This window comes from Phormidium sp. CCY1219, assembly GCF_035615515.1.
Lineage (GTDB): Bacteria > Cyanobacteriota > Cyanobacteriia > Cyanobacteriales > Laspinemataceae > CCY1219.
On the sequence record NZ_JAJENT010000860.1, the window covers coordinates 20,515 to 36,465 of the forward strand.

The following is a 15,951-nucleotide window of genomic DNA, read 5'->3' on the forward strand; positions in this document are numbered from 1 at the left end:
CCGATTGTGCCTTTAAGTTTGCTTCAAATTTTCCGAAATTGCTTTAACTTTCTTAATCCATCCTCGCACCTGTTGCGGCGGCAAAAAAAGACCCGCGATAATTTTGAAAAATACGATAGACATCAGTCGGTTTTGTCGCCGCAACACAGCCGGCTCGTTAATCGCCACATTCCAAAAGCATCGAGCAGCCGTGAGGTTTTCTTGGCGAGAGGGATTGCCTTCTAGCGCCCGAAAGGTCAGGTATTGATAGAAGTTAGCGATGCTGGGCTTTTTGAGGGGCTGTAACGACTCAGGAGCCTCAGCAAAAGCCCGTTGCAGCACTTTCAATCCCTGGGCTTCCATTTTAGCAATATTGGCCGAATTTGAATCCGCTGACATCCGGTATAAAATTTGGGGTCGAGGTACGGCAACAAACCGATATCGGGCTGCCAATCGCAACCACATATCCCAATCTTCAGCCGGTGGCAGGGATTCGTCAAAGCCTCCAACCTCGGTTAAAGCCCCCCGCTGAATTAAAGGATTGGAGCCGTTTTCAATAAAATTTTTGAATAATAGCTTGGCATACACATCTCCATTCATCGTGATGTGACTCCCGGGACAGAGAAATTGATTGTGTTCGTCGATATAATCAGTCCAGCTATAAGCGACGGCGGCTTGGGGATTGTCTTGCAAGGCTTTGAATTGTGCTTCTAGCTTGTCGGCGGTCCAGAGGTCATCGGCATCGAGAAATGAAATATACTCCCCTTTTGCCTGGGCGATTCCTCGATTCCGACTTGCCGCTACTCCAGCATTCGGATATGAAAAAACTTGAATTCTGGGGTCTTTAAGGGTGGACAAAATGCTTAATGTAGAATCAGTCGAACCATCGTTGATTATGATGAGTTGTACGTCTGTAAAGCTTTGGCTAAACACTGAATTTACCGTTTGTTTGATGGTTTTTTCGCCATTAAAAACCGGGATAATGACCGAAATCAGTGGCATAATAAAATAGGAACTATTTTGAAAAGGGGGTGAAAATTATAGGGGGGATGGATTGTACCGCAAGTAGCCCAGTAAGGTAATGGGATCGAGATATTTTTGGAACTTGACAAGCAGTGTTTTTGCCAGGGAAGGAGGTAGTAGAGAGATGATGCCCACTCGCAATACTATTTTAGCGATCGCTTTTTTTTGCAGCAGGGAGGGGTCATTTTTGATGGCTTGTCCGAGAAATCGAAGTGCCGCGATCGCATTACCGACTTCTGGATTTCCTTGAAGTGCTTTAAAGGTCAGATATTTGTAAAGATTTCCCAGACTATGGGGCTTGAGGTGCTGTAAAGATTCAGGGGCTTGACCATAGGCGCGATCGAGCAGTTGCAAACAGCCCGATTCCAGCTTAAAAACATTCGCGGACACCGAACGAGGGGAGATGCGATACAATACTTGCGATCGCTCTACGGTGACAAACTGATAGCGTGCCGCTAATCGCAAATAAAAATCCCAATCCTGTCCGGCGCAAAGTGACTCATCAAACCCACCTACTTCCAACACGGCTTGTCGTCGAATCAAAGGATTAGAACCATTTTCCAAAATATCCGCCATTAACAGTTTTTCATACAGGTTTCCATTGGCCGTCAAATGACCGCCACGACGCAAAAATTGGTTTGATTCATCAATACAATCACACCAGCTATAGGCGACATCTGCTTGAGGATTAGCTTCTAATGCTTTTAATTGCGCTTCTAACTTATCCTCAGTCCACAAGTCATCTGCATCTAAAAACGCAATAAATTCTCCCACCGAATGAGAAACCCCGCGATTTCGACTCGCTGAACCCCCCGCATTGGGGTAAGAAAACACCTGAACCCGGGGGTCTTCAATCTGGGACACAATTTCTAACGTTGAATCTTCCGACCCGTCATTAATGACAATGACTTCAAAATCGGAAACCGTTTGCTTTAAAACCGAATCGATGGTTTCTGCAATTGTTTTTTCTGCATTATAAGCGGGAATAATAACTGAAATCATCGGCATGGCTTAAACTGTTTGTTAATTCAAGGAGTAGCGATCGACCTTTTCCCTGGCAATGACTCCACTGATTTTATTATTTCTTTTAATTTCCTAAAATCATTTCGATAAATTAATCGGCTTGCCGTTAGTTTATCATCGCATTTGCATCGTTCTTTTAATATAAAAAAAAGGACTCATTAAACTCCCCCAATAAAATGCCATCTCAAACGCCGGAATCAGTTCGGTTTCTACGCGACCTCGGTAGTGGAGCCAATGGCGCATCACTCGCCGCAGGTTTCCCAGCAAAGTCCTCAACCAAATCAAGGGCTTTTGCCAAGTTTTAGCATTAATCATGCGAAGCTGACAAGTGGCTAAGCCAATCCCCCGGGCGAGAGGCAGTAAATACTCTCTTTCCAGCCGGCTGCGGGGGATCCGATGCTCGATATGCATGGCGGGATTGTACCAAATTTCCCATCCCGCTTTGTGCATGTAAAGCAGAACCTCATAATCTTCGCCGGCTACCGCCGCTTTTCCCACTCGACCCTGCAACGCGAGGCGACTGGGAACGCTCTGTACCCAAGCTTGCTTGCGAACCACTAACCCAGCACCGGGAGGAAGTCGTAAATTTTCGGGTTCAAACTGAAAGGGAGTCGGACCATGTTCGCGAATGGCTAAAAAGGCTTCGATTTGTTTAAAATTCTCTGGCGGTGCCGCTTCAAAACTGGCGTGAATTTGGCCGCTGATGGCACCCGCTTTGGGATAGTCCTTCACAAACGAGCAAGCCGCTGCCACCCAGTCTGATGCAGCTAAGTTATCATCGTCGAGGAAGCCAATCCAACTGCCCTGGGCTTCTGCAATGGCGCGTTGGCGAGCAAATGCCAAACCCTGCTGCGCTTCAAAACAATACCGCAGGGGATAAGGGTGAGGCCAGTTGTCTTGTAACAGTTGCACAACTTTGGCCGTGTCGTCCGTGCTGTTGTTGTCAATCACCAAGACTTCCCAGGCAATCTCTTCCGTGCCCCTTTGCTGTTGTAGTTTTTCCAAAACTTGGGGTAAGCGGCTCGCCCCATTATAGGTTGGAATCGCCACGGTAAAATCTAACATATTTATCAATTTCAGATAATTTGCTTCGGATTACATGATAGGAGATTACCAATTCCTTGCCCAGAAAAATATTCCCAGGCGCTTTTCCTCATTTCCCTAAGCAAGCTTGTCAATTATTTGGCCGATTTTGGGCAGGTGGAGCCTCGGGTTTGATTGCCCGTGGAGCCTGGGAACGAGTCACAGGAGTTAGAGGAGTCAGACGAGCCAAACAAGTTATTCTTGGATTTTATAATTCCGGATAGCATTGCAAGCCGAAAGGCCGAGCAAATTCGAGAACGCGATCGATTTGCTTGGGTTCGAGCTGATTTTTCCACTTCTGTGGCTCTTGTGAAGTTATCCTTTGCGGTACGTAAGGTTGAGTGCTGTGTTTGGTTGTAGATTGCTGTAATCGCCGTTCGGTTTGGCTCGTCCAAGGCAAATCTAAGCGTTTGAATAAGTTTTGATATTCTCCTAACGGATCCTGACACAAGCTTTCATGCTTGACCCAGATCCAATCGGAATGTTTCTGCTGTTGTTGAAGCATCACATAATAGGTTGCCCCCCAAAAAACACCGATTTTTTCCCAAAATCCTTCTGCTTTGTTTAACTGTTCTTCAAAGGGGTATAAATAGTCATTCATCAGCTTTGGTTGCTCTATCACCTTCTCGAGGGACTTTCCAAATTGGCCATAAAGCCGAAACCAACTATAAGCAAAAGCACAGGGGTGCCGCATCACTAGGATGGCAACGGGATTGAAGTGTTGGTCAATCCAATCCAAAGCCAAATAAGAATGAACGTCTTTCACCATCACCCGCCCGGGCCACCAAGGCAGTATTTTGTAAACAGGAGAGCGCTTGTAGGTAACGCAATCTCGAGGACTGTGTCCGGAAAAGGCTTGCCGGCACAACCGATAAAATGCGGGATTTTTATCGTCTGCACGCATATATTGGAGAGCGTGGGGCACGGCTTCTGGAACGTTGATGGCGTTAAACGGTTCGTGTAAATGCTTTATTCCGGGGGTCGTGTTCAAGATAGAAGCCAGCCACGTCGTTCCAGTCCTGGGCAAACCGACGATGTAAATAGGAGGCTTGGATGCTGTGGTGATGCCCGTTAATAACCCAACCATTCTTTTGTCTTTCCAAGAGGGGTGAAATTACTCGATAAAATATTGGGGAATTTGGACGATTAAATCGCTGATTTTACCGCTGTTTTGAATTAAAATTTACAGAGGTCTGTATTTTCACAAATGACTCTCGATTGCAGGGTGGGTTTGACTTTCCCGTTCTTGACTTAACTGGTTTTGATTCAAATACCCATTTTGCCACAAATAAAAAAAACTGGTGAAGCTGGCCACCAACAATTCCAGTTCGCAAGCCGCCACCAAGTCGGTCTGTACCTCCCTGCGGTATTTTAGCCAATGCCGAATGATTTTGTGCAGATCGCTGACCATAAACGCCACCACCGCCAGGGGTCTGAATCGGGGTTGAATTCTCACCATGCGAGTCACGTGACGACTCCACCCAATCCCTCGGAAAAACGGAATTAAATACTCCCTTTGCAAACGCTGCCGGGGTATTTTATGTTTAATCTGCATCCGTGGGTTGTACCAAATTTCCCAGCCGGCCTGTTGAATGTAAGCCAGCACCTCTAAATCTTCTCCTGTTACCATACTTCCCGGCACCCTGCCATTGAGGATACAGCGGCGGGGAACGCTTTCGCGCCAGGCGCGCGATCGCACCACTAACCCTGCCGAGGGCGGCAAAACTCTGTGCCTTGGTTCGTAGGGCAAGGGGGCGTCGCCGCGCTGGGTAATGGCTAAATAGGGTAAAATCCGCTCAAAATTCGGGGGCAGTGGTGCTTCAAACTCCCCTTGGATTTGACTGCCGTAGGCACCCACCTGGGGATGAGCCATGCCGAAGTTGTATGCTGCTGCCACCCAGTCTGGTGCCGGGATATTGTCATCATCGAGAAACCCGATTAACGGACTTTGGGCTTCCTGCACTGCCCGTTTGCGAGCGAAACCTGCTCCCTGTTGCTCTTCAAAGCAATACTTCAGCGCCGGGGCATTGGGCCACTTTTCTTGAAGCGATCGAACCACTTGTGCGGTGCGATCGCTGCTGTTATTGTCAACCACCAGGATTTCCCAGGAAAAATGAGCGGCATTCACCTGAGATTCGAGCGCCTCTAAAACCTCAGGGACGCGCTTTTCTCCATTGTAAGTACAAATGGCTACGGTTAAATCCACCATAAAACAATGCTCCCCGATCGCGAAATCACTGCATATTTAAGACCCTCGACCCGGACTAAATTTCCTCGCTTTTCACTTCGATCGCGGGCGTTTCTGCGGTCCTAGGTGATGGTTGCACCTCGGAGTGCTGCAAGGGTTTAGCAGAAGGAGCCTCTCCCGTGGTTGAAGAGGAATTCCCTACCGGGTTTACCGGCGCGGAAGGCGGTTGGTTGTCAAACCTCAATCCTTCCTTGGATCGATGGATATAAATCGTATCTCCAGCTACAAACTTGCCCTCTAACAACAGAGTTGCAATGGGATTTTCCAGCTCGCGCTGGATAGCCCGCTTGAGGGGTCTGGCCCCATACACCGGATCGTACCCCACTTCGGTCAAATAATTGCGCGCCCCCTCCATCAATTTGAGAGAAATTTTCTGTTCGGCGAGACGCTCACAGAGGCGCTCGATTTGAATCCCCACAATTTCGCCCAATTCCGCGCGAGTCAGGGCGTGGAACAGAATAATCTCATCCACACGATTGAGAAACTCAGGACGGAAATGATTTCTGAGGGCATTCATCACCCGTTTGTGCATTTCTTCATATCGGGAATCATCCCCAGCCACATCGAGGATGTGGTCGCTACCGATATTGCTCGTCATCACGATCGCGGTATTTCTAAAATCCACCACCCGACCTTGAGAATCGGTTATCCGCCCATCATCGAGCACTTGCAGCAAAATATTAAACACATCCGGGTGCGCCTTTTCCACTTCATCGAATAACACCACAGAATAAGGATTGCGCCGCACCACCTCCGAGAGCTGACCGCCTTCATCGTAGCCCACATATCCGGGGGGAGCACCGACCAGCCGGGACACGGAGTGCTTCTCCATATATTCCGACATATCCAAACGGACAATCGAATCTTCCGTGTCGAACAGCACCTCAGCCAAAGCGCGGGCGAGTTCGGTTTTCCCGACTCCAGTCGGCCCCATAAACAGGAACGAACCCATCGGGCGGCTGGGGTCTTTCATGCCGGCGCGGGCGCGACGAATTGCGGCGGAGACGGCGCTAACCGCTTCTTCCTGCCCGATGACCCGCTTGTGCAGATAAGATTCCATTTTCAGGAGTTTTTGCCGTTCCGATTCCAGGAGTCGGTTGAGAGGAATCCCGGTCCATTTGGCGACGATTTCGGCGATGTCGGCGTCGGTGACTTGCTCGCGCAGGAGAGTAGAACCGCTAGCTTGCAGTTTCAGCAGTTCGGCTTCTTTCGCTTCGCGATCGCGCTGCAGGACTTCCAGTTTCCCATACTTCAACTGAGCGGCTCGATTCAAATCATAATTGCGCTCTGCCTTTTCAATTTCCACGCGCAACCCATCTTCCTGCTCTTTAAGCGCATTAATCGACTTTAACAGCTCTTTTTCCATCTCCCACTGCTTGCTGAGCTGCTGCTGCTTCGCCGTCAGGGTGGCGATTTCTTCATTAATCCGCTCTAAGCGCTCTTGGGAGGCACCATAAGCACTGCTTCTAGCCGCCACAACCCCGGATTTTTCACCTTCCAGGGAGAGTTTTTCCATTTCCAACTGCATGACGCGCCGATCGCAGGCTTCTAATTCCGTCGGTTTGGAGGTTATCTCCATTTTCAACTTAGCGGCGGCTTCATCTACCAGGTCGATCGCCTTATCGGGCAAGAAGCGATCGCTGATATACCGATTGGACAAACTTGCCGCCGCCACCAATGCCGCATCGAGAATTTTCACCCCGTGATGGACTTCGTAGCGCTCTTTGAGTCCGCGCAGAATCGAAATCGTATCCTCTACCGTAGGTTGCGAGACGATCACCTGTTGGAATCGCCGTTCCAACGCTGCATCTTTTTCGATGTATTTGCGATACTCGTCGATGGTACTCGCCCCGATGCAACGCAATTCGCCTCGGGCTAACATGGGTTTGAGCAGGTTGCCGGCATCCATCGTTCCCTGGCCGGCCCCGGTTCCCACCACAGTATGCAGTTCGTCGATAAACAGGACGATTTGGCCGGCGGATTGGGTGACTTCGCGCAAAACGGCACGCAGGCGGGCTTCAAATTCGCCTCGGAATTTTGCTCCGGCGATTAAGCTGCCCATGTCCAGGGAAATCAGTTGGCGATTTTTCAGGGATTCGGGAACATCGCCGTTGACGATGCGTTGGGCGAGGGCTTCGGCGATCGCGGTTTTGCCCACGCCAGGTTCGCCAATTAACACTGGATTGTTTTTGGTGCGCCGCGAGAGGACTTGGATCACGCGACGAATTTCTTCATCGCGTCCGATTACTGGGTCGAGTTTGCCTTGTTTGGCTTGTTCGGTTAAATCGCGCCCGTATTTTTCCAGGGCTTCGTATTCGGTTTCGGGGCTTTGGTCTTTGACTTTGGCCGATCCGCGCACTTCTTTGACGGCGGCTTCGATTTGTTGGAATTCGAAGGGGCTGCGCGGATCTTTGGTGGCGGCTTTCAGGGCGCGACGACCGACGCGATCGTCTTCGCCGAGGGCGAGAATGAGATGTTCGACGGAGATGTAGTTGTCGTCGAAGCTTTGCCTTGCGGCTTCGGCTTTGTCTAATAGCAGGTCGAGTCCGCGCCCGAGGTACAGTTGGCTGGTGTTGGCCACTTTGGCTTGACGTCCGGCAAAGCCTGAGAGTTGTTGCAGGAGTTTCTCGGGCAGGATGCCGGCGCGGGTCAGGATGCGGTGGCCGAGTCCTTCGGGTTGTTCGAGTAGGGCGATCGCTAAATGTTCGACTTCGAGTTGCTGATGTTGGTAGCGTCGGGCAACATCTTGGGATTTGACGATGGCTTCCCAAGTTTTATCGGTAAACTTGCTGGCGTCCGTAGGCTGCATCTTTTACGCTTTCCGTGCCTCCAATGTTGGTGCTGATCGCAGAGTTTAGTCTATCTCCTAAATCTATTTTAAATCGTCACTTGAAAGACAGACCGACTAATGGATATCCCGCATCCCTGTGGCCAGGGTCTTTGTATGAGGTTTACCTCAGTTCTGGGGTTCTCGTGGGTGTGGGAAGCAGGGGGTCGCGGGGCTTTGAAGCGATCGCCAATTTATGCAATTTAAAGGCAAAGCCTCAATTTTGCCGTTCCCAGGGGGAACCTGGGAACGAGGGGAAGGGTTATTTGCTGGCCCCCACGGCTTCGGCTTTCTCCTGGGCTGAACCTTGGGTGCCGAGTTGAATCAGTTCGATTTTATAACCGTCGGGGTCTTTGACAAAGGCAATCACGGTGGATCCGTGTTTCATCGGACCGGGTTCGCGGGTGACAATCCCGCCTTTGGCTTTGATTTGCTCGCAGGTGCCGTAAATGTCATCTACGCCTAGGGCAATATGACCGAATCCATCGCCGAGGTCGTAGCTATCCGTTCCCCAGTTGTAGGTTAGTTCGATAACTGTATGGTCGGATTCGTCGCCATAACCCACGAAGGCGAGGGTAAATTCACCCCCCGGATAATCTTTCTGGCGCAGTAATTTCATGCCGAGGACGTTGCAGTAAAAGTCGAGGGATTTTTCTAGGTTGCCGACTCGCAACATCGTGTGTAGCATTCGCATGGGCTTTCTCCAAGTTTCCTGACTTTTCCTTATTCTATCGGGGGTTTGATTTTGAGGCAGATCTGACCGGGTATTCTGGCATTAAGATACATCTAATTTGCATGATTTTTGATTTATTTTTCTGAGGCATGTTTCAGAAAAACCCAGAGGGGCAGAACTCAGAGGCAGGCGATCGCGAAATCTTAACTTTTTCTAAAAAGCAATTTAAAGATATAGGGATTGAACGATAGTCCTGGGGTGGCGATCGCAGTGGGGGGCGATCGAAGCGTCACGGGGATCGATAAACATTCTTAAATCTAATGCCCGATCCGGGAGTGGCGCTGTATCTTAAACCTGGAAGACCTTTCTCGGGTGTGGCTGACAAGGCTGGGAGAATCCAGCGTCAATGTCTGGCCGATTTCCATCTGAAGTGTCTGAAGTTCAGGGAAAACAAAATGACCAACGAAATCGATACCGCAATTGAAATGATTAAAGCCCGCGAAATTCTCGACTCTCGCGGACGCCCCACCATCGAAGCGGAAGTTTATCTGTTAAATGGGGCGATGGGACTGGCGCAGGTGCCCAGTGGTGCCTCCACCGGGACGTTTGAAGCCCACGAATTGCGCGATGGGGATAAGAACCGCTACAGCGGCAAAGGAGTCTTGAAGGCGGTTGAGAATGTAGAAAACAAAATTGCGCCGAATCTATACGAACTCGACGCGATTAACCAAGTGCAGATCGACCGTCAGATGATCGAGTTGGACGGTTCGGGGAACAAGTCCAATTTAGGGGCAAATGCGATTTTAGGCGTGTCTTTGGCGACAGCGAAGGCGGCGGCGAATGCCCTGGAAATTTCCCTTTATCGCTATTTGGGCGGACCGTTGGCCAATTTGCTGCCGGTGCCGTTTATGAATGTGATTAATGGCGGTGCCCATGCGGCGAATAATGTGGACTTTCAGGAGTTTATGATCGTACCGTTGGGGGCCTCTTCGTTTAAAGAGGCCCTGCGCTGGGGGGCGGAAGTCTTTGCCTCTCTGAGCAAGGTACTCGCCGATAAAGGGTTGCTGAGTGGGGTTGGCGATGAGGGGGGTTATGCCCCGAATTTGAAGTCGAATCAGGAGGCGTTGGATATTCTGATTTCGGCGATCGAGAAGGCGGGTTACAAACCTGGAGAACAGGTGGCCCTGGCGATGGATGTGGCGGCGAGTGAGTTTTACAAAGATGGCAAGTATTTGTATGAAGGGGGCACTCACGAACCGTCGGAGTTAATCGATTATTTGGGGAATTTGGTCAGTCAATACCCGATCGTGTCGATTGAGGATGGTTTGCATGAGGAAGATTGGCAAAATTGGCAGTTGCTGACGCAGAAGTTAGGCGATCGCGTGCAGTTGGTGGGGGATGACTTGTTCGTGACCAATCCGACTCGTTTGGAAAAGGGAATCGAGATGAGTGCGGGGAATGCCATTTTGATTAAACTCAATCAAATTGGCTCTCTGACGGAAACCTTGGAAACCATTGATATGGCGACGCGCAATGGGTTCTGTTCGATGATTTCCCACCGGTCTGGGGAAACGGAGGATACCACGATCGCGGATTTGGCGGTGGCGACTCGGGCGGGTCAAATTAAAACCGGTTCTCTGTGTCGCAGCGAACGGGTGGCGAAGTACAATCGCTTGTTGCGGATTGAGGATGAGTTGGGCGATCGCGCGGTGTATGCCGGTGCGGTGGGTTTAGGTCCGAAGTGCTGCTCTAAGTAATTCGATAATTCAGCGATTGAAAAACCCGCACCCGCAAGGGGTGGAGGGAGATGAGTACAGCCCGCCCAGGCGGGCTGTTTTTTTGGATGGAGGGGAGTTTAAGGATAAAAGCCGAGTTCGGGCAATCCGAGGGTTTCTTCCCAATCCATCATCAAATTGAGACATTGCATGGCTTGGCCGGCTTGTCCTTTGAGCAGGTTATCGATCGCGGAGACGACGATGGCGCGATCGGTGCGCTGGTCGATTTCGACGCCGAGGTAGCACATATTACTGCCCATCGCCCATTTGGTTTGCGGATAAACCCCTGCCGGCAGGACTTTCACCCAGGGACAATTGCGATAAAAGGCGGTGTAAATGGTTACTAAATCTTCGCGGACTAAGCCGGGATCGCGCAAGGTGGCATACACGGTGGATAAGATACCGCGCACCATTGGCATCAGGTGGGGGGTGAATTGCACCAGAATTTCATGTCCGGCTAATTCGCTACAGATGGCTTCGATTTCTGGGGTATGGCGGTGTCCCGCTACGCCGTAGGCGGCGACGGAGTTATCCGCTTCGGCGAGGAGGAGGTTGGTTTTGGCTTTGCGTCCCGCCCCGGAAATGCCGGATTTGGCGTCGATGATGGCGCTGTTGGGGACGACCATACCTTGTTTGAGTAGGGGGGCAAGAGCGAGTAAGCTGGCGGTGGGATAGCAACCGGGACAGCCGACGAGTTGCGCTTCTTTGATGCGATCGCGGTACAGTTCGGGCAAGCCATACACTGCAGTGGCGGCGATCGCGCTGTCTTGCCGGTCTCCCCCATACCAGGTTTGATAGGTTTGCAAGTTGGCAAACCGATAGTCTGCGGAGAGATCGAGGACTTTGCATCCTTTTTCCAGCAATTGGGGAGCCATCTGGTGGGCTAGCCCGTTGGGTAAAGATAAAAATACCACTTGACAGCGATCGGCGATCGTGTCGAGTTCCACGGGTTCGATGGTTAAGTCGGTGGCTTGTCCTAAATGCGGATAAAGGTCGGAAAAGGGTTTCCCCGCACTGCTTTCCCCGCCTAAATAAACTAGCTCTAATTTTGGATGATCTCTAATCAGGCGCACAAGCTGCACTCCACCATAGCCTGACGCCCCAACAATACCCACCCGCAGGGTGTCTTCACCCATAATTTTTCTCCTATGAGTTAACTTCAATCGAGTTGTTGCTGCATTTTAGTACCAAATGGGAAAGTTCGTGGTAGAAATCCCTACAGGTTAGACCGGGTAAGGAAGAGAACCCCCGATCCTGGGGGAGTGTCCCCGACGGTGAGGGGGGGATGACTCTCATGGTGGGTAGAGTGGCAGGGGTCAGAGGCTCTATGCTGGTGGTGTGGCAGAAAATCTAGGGTTGAAACAATTTGGCGATCGCCCTAAATATTGAGTCGCTGTCTGTCACAGTGACGCAAAAAAAAGCTGAATTGTGGCGGCGGTTAGGCGTGGGGCGGGCGGAGGCTGAGATGTCCGTCTTCCATGTGCAAGATGCGATCGGCGTAGTGTTCGATGCGGCGATCGTGACTGACGATCGCCACCGCTTTCTTCCGTTCTTTTGCCACGGTTGCTAACAACTCAATCACTGCTTGTCCGCTATGATAATCCAAACTCCCCGTCGGTTCGTCGGCAAGCAATAAAGGCGGATCGTTGGCTAAGGCGCGGGCAATGGCAACTCGCTGTTTTTCGCCGCCGCTTAATGCTTTGGGAAAAAAATGAGCGCGGCGATCGATATTCAATTCCTCTAGCAACAGTTGAGCGCGGCGGCGCACTCCAGCACCCGATCGCCCCGCTAAATTAAAAATGATTTCCACATTTTCTACCACGGTCAAAAACTCCAGCAACCGAAAGGTCTGAAAAATAAACCCCACATTTTTTAACCGGAATTCGCTCAATTTATCTTGACTCAACCGCGTCACTTCTTGCTGCAAAATTCTCAAAGACCCGGATGAGGGTTTCGTCATGCAGCCCAATAACGAAAGCAAGCTGGTTTTACCGCTGCCATTCGGCCCGCTGATAATCACCAATTCTCCGGCTTTTATCTCTAAGCTAACATCCACCACCGCCTGCACCGGATTGGGGGTTTTTTCGCCATAGATTTTATCCAAATTTTGGGCGTGCAACACCCGATATTGTGGCGTATTCATGCGCGAAACACTTCTCCTGGATAAATATTTCTTAAGGTGCGAAGGGATGCCCAAGCCCCCAGGATACCGATCGCCAAAGAACCGATAAACACTACCGTAGCATCTTGCCACACAAATACCATCAGAAGGGCGGGAATTATGGTACTGAGAATTGGGGATAACATCAAGTCTACAGTTAGCCCTAAAGTAAATCCCGCAACCGAGGCAATAATCGACTGTTTTAAGACCAGTTTCACTAAAAAATTCTGGTTAGCCCCCACCGCTTTTAACATCGCATAGTCTTCTCTTTTTTCTAACACAGCAGTGTACATCATTAACACGATAACCGTTGCGCCGGTGATGCTGCCAAAAATTACAATTGTCCAGAGAATGGGCAACACGCCGATTTCCATTTCGGCAACGTTGTTTTGCGCCAATTCTGCGGAAGGGGTAAACAACAAGTCGGGGAAAGTGTCTCGCAAGTCTTCGAGAACCGACTGGTAATTTTCTGGCTCTAACTGCAAGAGGAAAAAGCTTCTCACCTCGGACAAGCCGAGTAATTCGCTGACATCATTGAGGGTAGCAAACGCAAACTGACCGACAATTAAATTGGTGCCTTCGCTGATGCCCGCTACGCGAAAAGAGCGTCCTTGAATCTGTAACGATTCGCCAAGTTCTAAGTTGTGGGTAGCGGCGAAGGCGTTATCTAAAATAATTTCACCGGTGCGGAGGTTAGCCGTGCCCGATATAATTTTGGGTGCGCCGATTTGGGTTTGAATGTCGAAGCCAAAAATAAAGAGGGTGACGGTTTCCGAGTCGAATTCGGCGGGGGCAATGGTTCGCAAAATGCCGTTAACGCTTTGGACGCCGGGAACTTGACGGAGGCGATCGCCGATAGGAACGGGTACAAATGAAGAGGTTTTAATCAAATTAGTGGAGTTGCGCTGACTGACCCAAACTTGGGCGGGAATTTGAAGTACGTAGGTTTTCGCGCCGGATTTTACCCCTTCATAAACGGCGAGCAAAAAAAGCATCAGCATGACGGTAAAGCCAATCCCGATCGCGGTAATGGCAAACCGTCCTTTTGCTTCTACTATCATCCGCCAAGCCACTGGAACCATCAAGTTTACCCCGGTTTTTTTTTAGCAGTTAATTATAACATAAAGTTTGCTAATTTTTACAGTAATTTTCTAGCAAACCGAGAAAGGAATGGGGGTAGAAAGAGGAGAAAAGGAGAAGGGAAATCGCCGGCGGGGTGGGTGAGGGGGGAGTCGGTATTACCGGGAACCGAGGGAAAAAGAGAGCAGATTGAGAAATTTTGCGGATTGACTTTTCAGGGAAATTATGCTGGAGCAAGCAGAAAGGCGGGGCGCGGCGGTGAGAAGAGAGGGAGTTGCGGCCAATCCCTGTATGGAGACAGTAAAAAGGCTAAAATTAAAAACAGATATCCTTAACAAACATTATCGTTTACGCGAAAGAACTTCTCTGTGGAATTGCCAGAAAACGCCGGACAACAACCGTTTAAGTTTGATTCTATTGAAGCTGCCTTGGCAGAGATCGAGGCGGGACACCCGATTATTGTGGTGGATGATGAGAACCGCGAAAACGAAGGCGACCTGATTTGCGCGGCTCAGTTTGTGACGCCGGAGATTATCAATTTTATGGCGGTCAATGGCCGAGGATTGATTTGTCTGGCGATGAAGGGCGATCGCCTGGACGAACTCGAGCTGCCTTTGATGGTGATCGACAATACCGAAACCAATCAGACTGCCTTCACCGTCAGCATTGATGCTGCACCCCACCACGGCGTCACCACCGGAATTTCTGCCGAGGACCGATCGCGCACGATTCAGGTTGCCATTCATCCGGAAAGCAAACCCAAGGATCTGCGTCGTCCCGGCCATATTTTTCCGATTCGGGCGAAGGAAGGAGGGGTCCTCAAACGCGCCGGACATACGGAAGCTGCTGTGGATCTCAGCCGCATGGCCGGATTATATCCGGCGGGGGTGATTTGCGAAATCCAAAACCCCGATGGTTCGATGGCGCGCTTGCCGGAATTAATCGAATACGCTAAAAAATACAATCTGAAAATTATCAGCATTGCGGATTTAATCAGCTATCGCCTGCAAAACGAGCGCTTTGTGGTGCGCGAAACCGTCGCCGCATTACCCACGGAATTTGGCCAATTCCAGATTTACGCTTATCGCAATATCTTGGATGACAAAGAGCATGTGGCGATCGTCAAGGGAGACTTGGCGGGGTTTAAAGAGAATCCAGTCATGGTGCGGGTGCATTCGGAATGCTTGACGGGGGATGCGTTGGGATCCCTGCGCTGTGACTGTCGCATGCAGCTACAGGCGGCGCTGAAAATGATCGAAAATTTCGGCCAAGGGGTGGTGGTTTACCTGCGCCAAGAAGGGCGGGGAATTGGTTTGATTAATAAGCTGAAGGCTTATTCGCTACAGGATATGGGGTTGGATACGGTAGAGGCAAATGAGCGTCTGGGGTTTCCGGCGGACCTTCGCAACTATGGCGTGGGGGCGCAGATTCTCAACGATTTGGGGGTGAAGAAAATTCGCTTGATTACCAACAATCCGCGCAAAATTGCCGGGTTGAAAGGGTATGGGTTGGAGATGGTCGATCGCGTACCGTTGTTAATCGAGGCTAACCCGTACAATTGCACCTATCTCGCAACTAAGGCGGAAAAACTGGGTCACATGCTGTTGCAAACCTATCTGGTGACGGTGGCGATTCACTGGCAAGAACTGGATCCGGATGTGACGCCGCCAACCCAGATGAAACAATGGTACGAGCATTTGGAAAAAATTCGCGATCTGGCGGATGAATACCATTTGCTGGTCCAAGAGGAAAAGCGCCCGGTGACGATCGCTCTGTTTGGCAAACCTCAGCTAACCTTTCATTTGGGGTTCGACCAAGCTCATTTGGCGACGCCCGATTGGTACGAACATTCGGAACATCCTTACGTGCAGGCGATCGGGAAAATCCTCGATAAACTCGCCCAGTGGCCCGATATCTATCGCATGGAATTTCTCATCTCTACTGGGGTCGATCCCTTGACTCATTTGGGGGTCCAGCTCAAACGTCAAAGTTTTGCCCTCTCTCAACTGCCTTCCGAAGTCTGTTCCGAGTTGGAAACTCAGACGATTTATTGCTTTACGGCGGATGAGCAATAAGGTT

12 protein-coding genes are annotated in these 15,951 nt (G+C 50.3%); 2 read left to right on the plus strand and 10 right to left on the minus strand.

Annotated elements, in window-relative coordinates:
• Positions 1 to 12: 12 nt before the first annotated feature.
• The 7 genes from LKK83_RS27975 to gloA all read right to left on the minus strand — a co-directional run bounded on the left by LKK83_RS27975 (position 13) and on the right by gloA (position 8,877).
• Positions 13 to 981, minus strand: coding sequence for a glycosyltransferase (locus LKK83_RS27975; protein WP_324634743.1), 969 nt, complete (start codon positions 979 to 981; stop codon positions 13 to 15).
• A 36-nt stretch (positions 982 to 1,017) separates the two neighbouring features.
• Entirely contained in the window at positions 1,018 to 2,010 is a 993-nt protein-coding gene (locus LKK83_RS27980; RefSeq protein ID WP_324634744.1) for a glycosyltransferase, read from the minus strand.
• Between the two features lie 129 nt (positions 2,011 to 2,139).
• Complete coding sequence (hpsE, locus tag LKK83_RS27985; RefSeq protein WP_324634745.1) at positions 2,140 to 3,090, minus strand: hormogonium polysaccharide biosynthesis glycosyltransferase HpsE; 951 nt, start codon at positions 3,088 to 3,090, stop codon at positions 2,140 to 2,142.
• 226 nt (positions 3,091 to 3,316) lie between these two features.
• On the minus strand, positions 3,317 to 4,195 hold the full coding sequence (locus LKK83_RS27990; RefSeq protein WP_324634746.1) for a sulfotransferase: 879 nt from the start codon (positions 4,193 to 4,195) through the stop codon (positions 3,317 to 3,319).
• A 114-nt stretch (positions 4,196 to 4,309) separates the two neighbouring features.
• The gene (gene hpsE, locus LKK83_RS27995) at positions 4,310 to 5,317 is read right to left on the minus strand and encodes a hormogonium polysaccharide biosynthesis glycosyltransferase HpsE (RefSeq protein WP_324634747.1); all 1,008 of its coding nucleotides are present in this window, start codon (positions 5,315 to 5,317) and stop codon (positions 4,310 to 4,312) included.
• Positions 5,318 to 5,372: 55 nt separating this feature from the next.
• On the minus strand, positions 5,373 to 8,165 hold the full coding sequence (clpB, locus tag LKK83_RS28000; protein ID WP_324634748.1) for an ATP-dependent chaperone ClpB: 2,793 nt from the start codon (positions 8,163 to 8,165) through the stop codon (positions 5,373 to 5,375).
• A gap of 280 nt (positions 8,166 to 8,445) precedes the next feature.
• Positions 8,446 to 8,877 (minus strand): lactoylglutathione lyase, encoded by a 432-nt coding sequence (gene gloA / locus LKK83_RS28005; protein ID WP_324634749.1) that lies wholly within the window; start codon positions 8,875 to 8,877, stop codon positions 8,446 to 8,448.
• A 434-nt stretch (positions 8,878 to 9,311) separates the two neighbouring features.
• On the opposite strand from gloA, the gene eno reads away from it, so the two are divergent.
• Positions 9,312 to 10,613: a phosphopyruvate hydratase gene (gene eno, locus LKK83_RS28010; protein WP_324634750.1), complete on the plus strand. Its 1,302-nt coding sequence runs from the start codon at positions 9,312 to 9,314 to the stop codon at positions 10,611 to 10,613.
• Positions 10,614 to 10,711: 98 nt separating this feature from the next.
• On the opposite strand, the gene argC is transcribed toward eno, so the two are convergent.
• The 3 genes from argC to LKK83_RS28025 form a co-directional block, all read right to left on the minus strand.
• Positions 10,712 to 11,767: an N-acetyl-gamma-glutamyl-phosphate reductase gene (argC, locus tag LKK83_RS28015; RefSeq protein ID WP_324634751.1), complete on the minus strand. Its 1,056-nt coding sequence runs from the start codon at positions 11,765 to 11,767 to the stop codon at positions 10,712 to 10,714.
• A 302-nt stretch (positions 11,768 to 12,069) separates the two neighbouring features.
• A complete protein-coding gene (locus LKK83_RS28020; RefSeq protein ID WP_324634752.1) occupies positions 12,070 to 12,774 on the minus strand; it encodes an ABC transporter ATP-binding protein in 705 nt (234 codons plus the stop codon).
• Complete coding sequence (locus LKK83_RS28025) at positions 12,771 to 13,874, minus strand: ABC transporter permease (protein WP_324634753.1); 1,104 nt, start codon at positions 13,872 to 13,874, stop codon at positions 12,771 to 12,773. The genes LKK83_RS28020 and LKK83_RS28025 overlap by 4 nt, the downstream gene beginning before the upstream one ends.
• 366 nt (positions 13,875 to 14,240) lie before the next feature.
• On the opposite strand from LKK83_RS28025, the gene ribBA reads away from it, so the two are divergent.
• Positions 14,241 to 15,947 (plus strand): bifunctional 3,4-dihydroxy-2-butanone-4-phosphate synthase/GTP cyclohydrolase II, encoded by a 1,707-nt coding sequence (gene ribBA, locus LKK83_RS28030; protein ID WP_442957372.1) that lies wholly within the window; start codon positions 14,241 to 14,243, stop codon positions 15,945 to 15,947.
• Positions 15,948 to 15,951: the final 4 nt, after the last annotated feature.